The organism is Actinomycetota bacterium (assembly GCA_035759705.1).
In the GTDB taxonomy this organism is placed as follows: Bacteria; Actinomycetota; CADDZG01; order JAHWKV01; family JAHWKV01; genus JAJCYE01.
Genome location: DASTUJ010000069.1, coordinates 1 through 7,633, shown reverse-complemented (window position 1 = coordinate 7,633; position 7,633 = coordinate 1). Strand labels below are relative to the sequence as shown.

Here is a 7,633-nt window from a genome sequence, read left to right as displayed (position 1 = left end):
AGGGTGAATTGAGCACGATGGTCCGCTCCAAGCACGACAGGGCCGGAACGACCGCCACGGCCGGCCGCCGGACGATACGGCGATGGCGGCAGTGGCGATCACTCCGCGTAAAACCTCAGCTCGTCTGGCGGCTGTAGATGTCGACAAGCTCCAGCGTCTCCTCGGCCGGCAACGGCGGCTCCGGAATGCCCATCTCGGCCAGCAGCTTGTTGAGCACCGGGCGCACCGTTTTGTCGCGGTAGTTCTCCCAGGCGCCTTTCGACTGCCACACGCCCAGGTGCCTCAGGCCGCCCGGCGTCTTGTCGACCATGTGAAGCACGAGCCCCTCGGGCTCGGCCCCCAACATCGCCTTGACCCGGTTGTAGATTGCTTCGTTGCCGGGAGCTTCGTAGGAAAACGCATACATCGCCTGCCTCCTCGCTATAGTCATTACAACCACCAGTATTCAATACAGGAGTATGTATTGGAAATGTCGCAAAGTCAAGAGCCGGAGCGCCGGCGTTACAACTCCACCCGGCGGCAGGAGCAGGCGTCCGCGCAGCGGCGGCGCATTCTTGCGGTCGCCCGGCGGCGCTTTCTGGAATCCGGCTATGCCGCCACCACCCTGGCCGCGGTTGCGGCAGAGGTCGAGGTGTCGGTCGAGACGATCTACAAGGCGTTCCGCAACAAGCCCGGGCTGTTGAAGGCGGTGTTCGACTTTTCGGTTGCCGGCGACGACGAGCCGGCCCCGATGATCGAGCGCAACTTCGCCGACCGCATGCGGGCTGAGCCCGACCCCCGGGTCAGGCTGGAGATCTTCGCCGAGCACATGTCCGAGTCGATGCCCCGGGCGGCTCCGGTCTACCTGCTGGCGCGGTCCGCGGCGGCCTCGGAGGCCGAGATTGCCGTGCTGCTGAGGGGCTGGCGGGACGACCAGCTTGCTGGCCTGGAGTCGCTCGCCCGGGCGCTGGACGCCGAAGGGCTGTTGCGGCCCGGGCTGACGGCGGAGAAGGCTCGCGACCTGCTGTGGACGATCAACTCCACCGAGGTCTACGAGCTTCTGGTACTCGAGCGCGGCTGGACCGGCGAGGAGTACCGGGGGTACCTGGCGGACTCGATGATCGGGGCGCTGCTAACTACGGGCGGCCCCGGAGACCCCTGACTGCCGCCTCCCGGGGTCGGCCGGAACGCTGCCGTAAGCCTCGGGGACGGCACCCGGGGTGGTTGCCTAAGCCAATCAGAGGTCATCGGGACCCACTATCGGAACGAGCCATCGGCTCCCCGGCTCCGGGGCGACTCGGATGAGTCGGCCCGGAAGCCGGCAAGCGCAGAAGGTTGCGTCAGGGCGACAGGTCGTCCGTCTCCGAGCAGTGGGCGAAGTCGTAGGGGTAGCCCATGACGTCGTTCAGCAGGGTCCCCAGCTGCAGGTGGTCCATGCCGTAGAGGCAGGCCAGGCCGTCCAGCATGTCCACCAGGTCCGGGCCCGGCTGGCCCCGGTCCACGTAGTCCGGGTGCACCGTGCCGTCCCACTGGGGCAGGTACTCCATAACCACTCCGTTGATGGCGTGGGAGAGAGGGTCGGCCGAGGCGCCGCCGCCGTCCCACTGGTCGAAGTCCCCGTAGCCGAAGTCCATGGGCTCCGGCCCGACCCCGTCGTGCAGGTCCCAGAGGATGCGCCAGGTCCAGCCCTGGCCCGGGCCGCCAACGTGGTCACTGGCCGGCAGGTCGGGCAGCTGGACTTCGCCTTCGCCGGCGTTCCAGTTGCCCTGGACGTCCATGTTCTCGGCCCAGCCGTTGTTCGACGGGATCTTCCACGAGGTGCCCAGAATCATCCCGGCCCGCAGGTTCGCCATCGGCTCACCCCACCGGCCGTAGTTGTCCAGGCCGCCCTGCACCAGGACGCCGCCGTCGAAGTAGTGGCCGGTCTCGTGCAGCACCGCAAACGGCGACCACTCGAGCCAGGGGGCGATGTAGATCATGTTCGACCGGTTCTTGGAGTACATCGCCGTGTTGTCGGTCCCCTCCAGCGACTGGTCGGTGAGGACCAGGTTGATCTGCGGGAGGCGGTCGTCGGCGACGAGCTGCCGGTAGTAGTCCAGCCCCGTCATGGTGGTCTCCATGATGGTGAGCGCACGGGCGACCTCCCCGTCCCGGGAGAACTTGCCCTGCTCGAACAGGCGGCCCTCTTCGTAGGACTCGAAGGTGCGGTCGATCTGGTGGCCGCCGATGCAGAACTCGGCCCCCGGGCACCTGGCGTCGGCCTCGGGGTTGAAAATGCCGATCTCCCCGGAGATCACGGTGTAGTCGGCGGGGTCGTCGTCCAGGTGGCCCAGCAGCGTGGGGACCGGGCTGCCGGTGTGCAGACCCAGGGCCACCTGCTTGCCGGCGCCGGGGGCGCTGATCGAGTAGAGGGTGACCGTGGCGTCCTTCTCCCCGCACCAGCTGGGGAACATGATCGAGTAGTGCCCCGCCTCGTCGGTGTAGCCGTCGGCGTGCAGGCCGCAGCCGTCGGCCACCCGCACCAGGACCTCACGAGCCGGGACCAGCCCCATGTTCTCGTCGCCGTCGGTGTACTCGTACTGCGGCGCCTGGGGGTTGGCGCTGTTGGCGGGGTCGACGACCCACTCCAGGCGCCGGTGCTCTATGTCACCGTGTACCCAGTAGTAGCCGGTCGGCTCCTGGCAGTACGGCTTGGCGGTCGACTCATCGGAGTCGCATTCCAGGCTCCAGGCCAGGTCGTCCGCCGGGCTCAACCCGCCCGAGGACGTCTGGGTCCCGGTCGAGCCGGCAACCGACGTCGGTCCGGCCACGTTGCCGGACGGCGCCTGGGCGGCGAAGGACAGGTTCGTCGGGCGCCCGTTGTCGAAGAGCTTGGGCTCCCCGGTGCTGCCGCGAGGCATCCGGGCGCGGTAACCGTCGATCCGGGGGGTTTCCTGCGTCGTCGTTTTGGTCGATACCTGCGTACGCGTGGCCCTGGATGTGTCGGCTGCAGCGGCCGGTTGGGCGATCAGGCCGGCAACTACGGAGACGGCTACCGCCAGGGTCAGCCGTGCTCGGAGGCGATACGAAGACTGGGTTGGCATGGTGGGTCTCCCTTCTCGATGACAATCGGTCACCGGTGGGAGGCCGTGCGAGGGTCGAACCTAACGAAAATCTGGCATGTTTTTGAACCTCGGCGCCGCGGCCGTCTGCGCTTGCTACTCTTTGGTTCCCGGATTAGCCGGTTCACCCAGAACGTGAGCGTGCCCGGTGACTGAGGTGCTCACCTCCCCCTCCGGGGTGATCACACGGGGCGGGCGTTCCAGGGCGCCCACCCAGGCGGCCAGCGCTTCGCCATCGCCGTCCATGCACATGTCCAGCACCTGCTCCTCGGTGCCCGGCTGCACCGAAAAGATGCCGCCGACGAACTGGTTGGTCTCGCCGTCGGGAACCGCCCGGGCGCAGATCATCCACCCCTTCTGCGCCTTGGCGCTGAATGTCCTCTCCCGCACGTCGAGCTTCTCACCGGTGGCCAGGTCCCGAACCGTCAACCCGATTCGGGGCCGGACCTTCTCCACTTCGTAGACGGTTCGGTCGACCAGGGTCCAGCTTTGGGCGAGCAGCAGCTCGTCCTCGGGAAGCAGGATGCCCCGGGCGTCGACGAAGTCCTCGAACCAGGCCCGCTCGGTAAGAACCAGGTCCATCAACAGCGGATCCTCCAAAGCCTTGGTTACGCTCGCAGTGTCCTCGCGATCGCCCGCTCGGACCTCGGCAAGATACAGCACCTCGTCCAGCGCATCCTGCCCCTGGTGCTCCAGGTACCAGACCGCCTTGAAGTACAACCACCCCACCCGCTCGGGCAGCGGGTAGCCCTGGGGCTGGCTGAGGTGGCAGTTTTTGAACTTGCGTCCCGACCCGCACCAGCACGGCTCGTTGCGCCCGATATCGGGCTGGGCGGAGCCTTCGAACTCACCCAACGTTGCCAGGGCGTGATGGGGCGGGTCCGGCATCCGGCGCAGCAGGCCGAGGGCGCCGGCGGCGTCGCCCCGGTCCGAGGCGTACCAGGCGGCCCTCTCGAGGACCGGCGGCCAGTCCCTTCTCGCGGTCAGAGCAACCTGCAGATGGGCGTCGGCCACCAGCGGTTCTTCGGCCCTTTCGGCGATCAGCGCTGCAAACCAGTGGGCGACGACTTTGGGCATGCCCTCCCCGGCCGCCCTGATGAGAGCCGAGGCGAATTCCTGCACCGAAGCCACCTGGTCCTCATCCAGCATTTCGCCGAAAAAGAGCTCATCGACGACGAATCCGGCGATCTGCTCGTCGGCCAAGCTGTTCAGAGCCCGCTTCAGGTCGGCCCACCCCGGGCCGGCCTGGCGCGCGAGCGCCAGAACGAACAGCGCGGCGTCGGAGCTCTCTTTGTCGTCTTCGAACTCGTCCCAGGCCCGGTACCAGAGCTGGATCTCACGCTGGTTTTCCCAGAGCCGATCTTCGTGTGCAACCATCGAGCCGCGAACCTCCAGTCCGGCCTCCCGGCAGAGGTCGGCCAGCGGCGGCTGCGGGCGGTCGAACAGCGTCCGATCATCGGCCAGCAGCTCGTAGACGATCTCTTCGGCCAGAGCGGGGACCTCCGGCTCCTCCACCAACAGGTCGTACGCCCGGCGGAACCGCTCCACCAGAGCCGGGTCTCCGGCGGGAGGGGCGTCGAGGGGGCTTATCTTCACAAGGCCGTCCTCGGAGACCGTCACCGCAATCACGCGGCCCTCGGTCAGATCTGTGAGCCCGCCCGCGGGCAGGCCCCAGCGCCGGCCGAATGCCAGGATCTCGCCCTCCTCCAGCCGCAACTCGGAGTGCCGGGCAAACGGCGCCAGGTCGACGGCGCCATCAATCGACCCGGTCTCGACCTCCTCGGCGATAAGGCGGTGCGTCAGGACCATGTTCGACGTCAGGTCGGGCAGGTGCACCACCCGGTCGTCGACCAGAAACTCCAGCGTGCCGTCCGTCACAAGTTGATCGGAGACCACGTCGAGAAGCCTCCCCATGATCGGGCCGTCCGGCCGGCAATCGAACTTCTCGGCCACCAGGCGGTCGAGCGCGTCGGAGTCGACCGGCTGGTGGGCGCGGGCCAGGGCGACGAAAGCATTCCGAATCTCCTCCGCCTGCGGCAGCGGCAGCTCGGCGAGGGCCCTCAGGTACTCGTCCGCGTCATAGGGCCGCGTTTCGGGGCCGGCGGCTGCTGCAAGCTGGGCGGACATCACCATCGCGATCTGGCGCAGCACCTTCTCCCGGCTCTGCCCCAGGGCCAGGAGTCGCTGGGCGGTCAGCCAGGTCTCCGGCGGATCGTCGTCGGCGATCTGGTTGGCAACGATGGCGCGCACCTGCCCCAGCACCCGCTCGGTCGGGTCCTCCTCACCGGCAGGCGCCAGCAGTGCCTCCCGCTCAGACCGATCGTCGACATCGATCCCGGCCGGGACACTGCCGAACAGGAACTTCACCTTTTCCGGATCCAGGCCGCGCCCCCTCGGTTGTCGATTAACGATAGACCTAGACCGGGGCCGTATCCATTCGTTAGCCCCGGGCACGCCGGGGTGCTTGATGGTCCGCTCCGGCGCCGCCGCTCAGCGCGCCGACGAAGACCCCCAACAGGACCAACAACCCGCCGGCTGCTGCCGATGCGGTGACCGGCTCATCCAAAAGGAAGATTCCCAGGACGGTGGCCACGACCGGCATCAGCACGAACATGAACGACATCCCCGAAGCGGTCCACCGCTCGATCGTCCATAAGAAGAGGACGAACAGTGCCACCGAGCCGAACGTCACCAGGTAGGCCAGCGCCCACCACGTGGAGGCGTCGGCAGGCAGCGACCAGCTCTCCCCGACGATTGCCGAAAGGGCCAGCAGGATGAACGATCCGGCAACCATCCCGACCGCGTTTGTCGACACCGGGTGCCCGAGCGGGAGCTTTTTGACGACAACATTGGCCTCGGCGTCGCAGGCGGCCGCCGCCAGGATGGACAGCGCCGGCCCGATCGCCACCCCGGCCGCCGAGGGGGCGCCCAGCATGACGGCGATGCCGGCCATAGCGATTGCGCCGCCGGCCAGGCCCCGGAGGGTGATTCTCTCCAGGCCCTGCGCCGCGGCGAAGAACAGCGTCAGCAAGGGCACCGAAGCGGCCAGCGTGCCGGCGATACCGGCCGGCAGGTAGACCAGAGCCCAGTACCCGAAGGCGAAGAAGCCGGCGAACCCGAGCAGGCCGAACAGCAGTGTCCCCGGAAGCTCCCGCCGGGTGGGAAGCGGCAGCTTCCGGAAGACGACCCACACGAACAACAGGCCCGACGCCGCCAGGAACCGAATCCCCGCCCCGAAGAACGGGGGCAGGACCCGGTTGGAAAAGCGGACGACCACCAGGTTGCTGCCGGCCAGCAGGACCACAGCGCCGAAGCCCCCCAGAGTGAGGAGATCGGGCCTTCGGGACTCGGCAGTGTTCACCACCGTGTAATAGCACCCGCCGGGACTGCCGCCAAGGCCGAATGCAGCGCCCGTCAGGGCTGCTTCTTCGCCACCACCAGGGCGCCGCTCATCGGGAACATCACGCCGTCGTCGTCGGTGTCGCCGGCGAACGCTTCTGCAACGTCCCGGTACATCGCCTCCCGCACCTGGTCGTCCAACGCAGCGATCGCTCCGGCGAGAGGCGCATGCGCTCCGGTCAACCCGTTTAACATCTCCTTCGCAGAGGGGAATCTGACCTCGTTGATGTGGGTGCGGATGTGGACAGATGAGAACCCGGCCCCCTGGAACAGGCTTCGCACCTCGTTGATGTCGCCCAACCAGAAGGGTGCATCCGATCCCTCCAGCGTCTCCGGCGGCAGATATGGGGCCATCACCCGGTCCACGATGGCCATGGCCGGGTGATGATCCTGCCCCCGCCAGACTGCGCACACCGCTCTTCCCCGGGGAGTCGTGACCCGGTAGATCTCCCCCACCGCCGCCGGCCGGTCTTCGAAGAACTGCAGGCCCTGCTGGCAGAAGGCCACATCGAACGACGAGTCGTCGAAGGGGAGGGTCTGGGCGTTGCTCTCCAAGAACTCGATCGATCCGCCGCCGAGCTTTCGCGCCAGCTCCAGCATCGCCGGGTTGACGTCCACGCCGACCACAGTGCCGCCGGGGCCCACCCGGCCGGCCGCCGTACGGGCGACAATCCCGGTTCCGCACGCCACGTCCAGCACCCGCTCCCCGGCGACCAGGCCGGCTGCGTCCACCAGCCGCTCGGCCCAGGGCCCGAATATGCGGGGCACCAGACTTGCCTCGTAAGTTTGCGGGCCGGGGTTGTAAACCGTCGCGGCGACCTTTTGTCCCTCCACCTGGCCAGGCATGCGATTCTCCTTTCTTTTGAAGATGCCCGCGGCGCCTTCGTGTTCGGTTTACCCGAACGTTTCGGGCTAGCCGGGTAGCACGATCAGCCGGGGCTCGGTCATCTCCCTGACTACGTACGCCGGGCCCTCCCTGGTGTTGCCCGAGTCCTTCACCCCGCCGTACGGCATCTGGTCGGCCCGCCAGGTCGGGACCTCGTTGACCACCACCGCCCCGTAGTCGAGCGCCTTCGCCGCCCGCATCGCCTTCGATATGTCCGACGTGAAGATCGCCGCCTGCAGCCCGTACTGGCTGTTGTTGGCCAGCGCCA

7 protein-coding genes are annotated in these 7,633 nt (G+C 67.8%); 1 reads left to right on the top strand and 6 read right to left on the bottom strand.

The genetic code is table 11. The annotated features are described in order from the left end of the window. Nucleotides 1–115 precede the first annotated feature (115 nt). The gene (locus tag VFV09_04655) at nt 116–430 is read right to left on the bottom strand and encodes a hypothetical protein (protein ID HEU4867003.1); all 315 of its coding nucleotides are present in this window, start codon (nt 428–430) and stop codon (nt 116–118) included. A gap of 39 nt (nt 431–469) precedes the next feature. On the opposite strand from VFV09_04655, the gene VFV09_04650 reads away from it, so the two are divergent. Beyond that, nucleotides 470–1,141: a TetR/AcrR family transcriptional regulator gene (locus tag VFV09_04650; GenBank protein ID HEU4867002.1), complete on the top strand. Its 672-nt coding sequence runs from the start codon at nt 470–472 to the stop codon at nt 1,139–1,141. Between the two features lie 178 nt (nt 1,142–1,319). Here VFV09_04650 and VFV09_04645 read toward each other — a convergent pair whose 3' ends face one another. From VFV09_04645 to VFV09_04625, 5 genes are all read right to left on the bottom strand, one after another. Further along, nucleotides 1,320–3,062, bottom strand: coding sequence for a hypothetical protein (locus VFV09_04645; GenBank protein HEU4867001.1), 1,743 nt, complete (start codon nt 3,060–3,062; stop codon nt 1,320–1,322). Between the two features lie 114 nt (nt 3,063–3,176). Then, complete coding sequence (locus VFV09_04640; protein ID HEU4867000.1) at nt 3,177–5,447, bottom strand: SEC-C domain-containing protein; 2,271 nt, start codon at nt 5,445–5,447, stop codon at nt 3,177–3,179. Nucleotides 5,448–5,520: 73 nt separating this feature from the next. Then, complete coding sequence (locus tag VFV09_04635) at nt 5,521–6,441, bottom strand: EamA family transporter (GenBank protein ID HEU4866999.1); 921 nt, start codon at nt 6,439–6,441, stop codon at nt 5,521–5,523. 53 nt (nt 6,442–6,494) lie between these two features. Continuing rightward, the gene (locus VFV09_04630) at nt 6,495–7,325 is read right to left on the bottom strand and encodes a methyltransferase domain-containing protein (protein ID HEU4866998.1); all 831 of its coding nucleotides are present in this window, start codon (nt 7,323–7,325) and stop codon (nt 6,495–6,497) included. A 66-nt stretch (nt 7,326–7,391) separates the two neighbouring features. Continuing rightward, the coding region (locus VFV09_04625; GenBank protein ID HEU4866997.1) for an aldehyde dehydrogenase family protein at nt 7,392–7,633 on the bottom strand (242 nt) is incomplete at its 5' end.

Excerpts from the sequence above, each read along its gene's own strand:
- VFV09_04650 (HEU4867002.1), top strand. The coding sequence starts at position 470 with ATGTCGCAAAGTCAAGAGCCGGAGCGCCGGCGTTACAACTCCACCCGG.
- VFV09_04655 (HEU4867003.1), bottom strand. The coding sequence starts at position 430 with ATGACTATAGCGAGGAGGCAGGCGATGTATGCGTTTTCCTACGAAGCT.
- VFV09_04630 (HEU4866998.1), bottom strand. The coding sequence starts at position 7,325 with ATGCCTGGCCAGGTGGAGGGACAAAAGGTCGCCGCGACGGTTTACAAC.
- VFV09_04645 (HEU4867001.1), bottom strand. The coding sequence starts at position 3,062 with ATGCCAACCCAGTCTTCGTATCGCCTCCGAGCACGGCTGACCCTGGCG.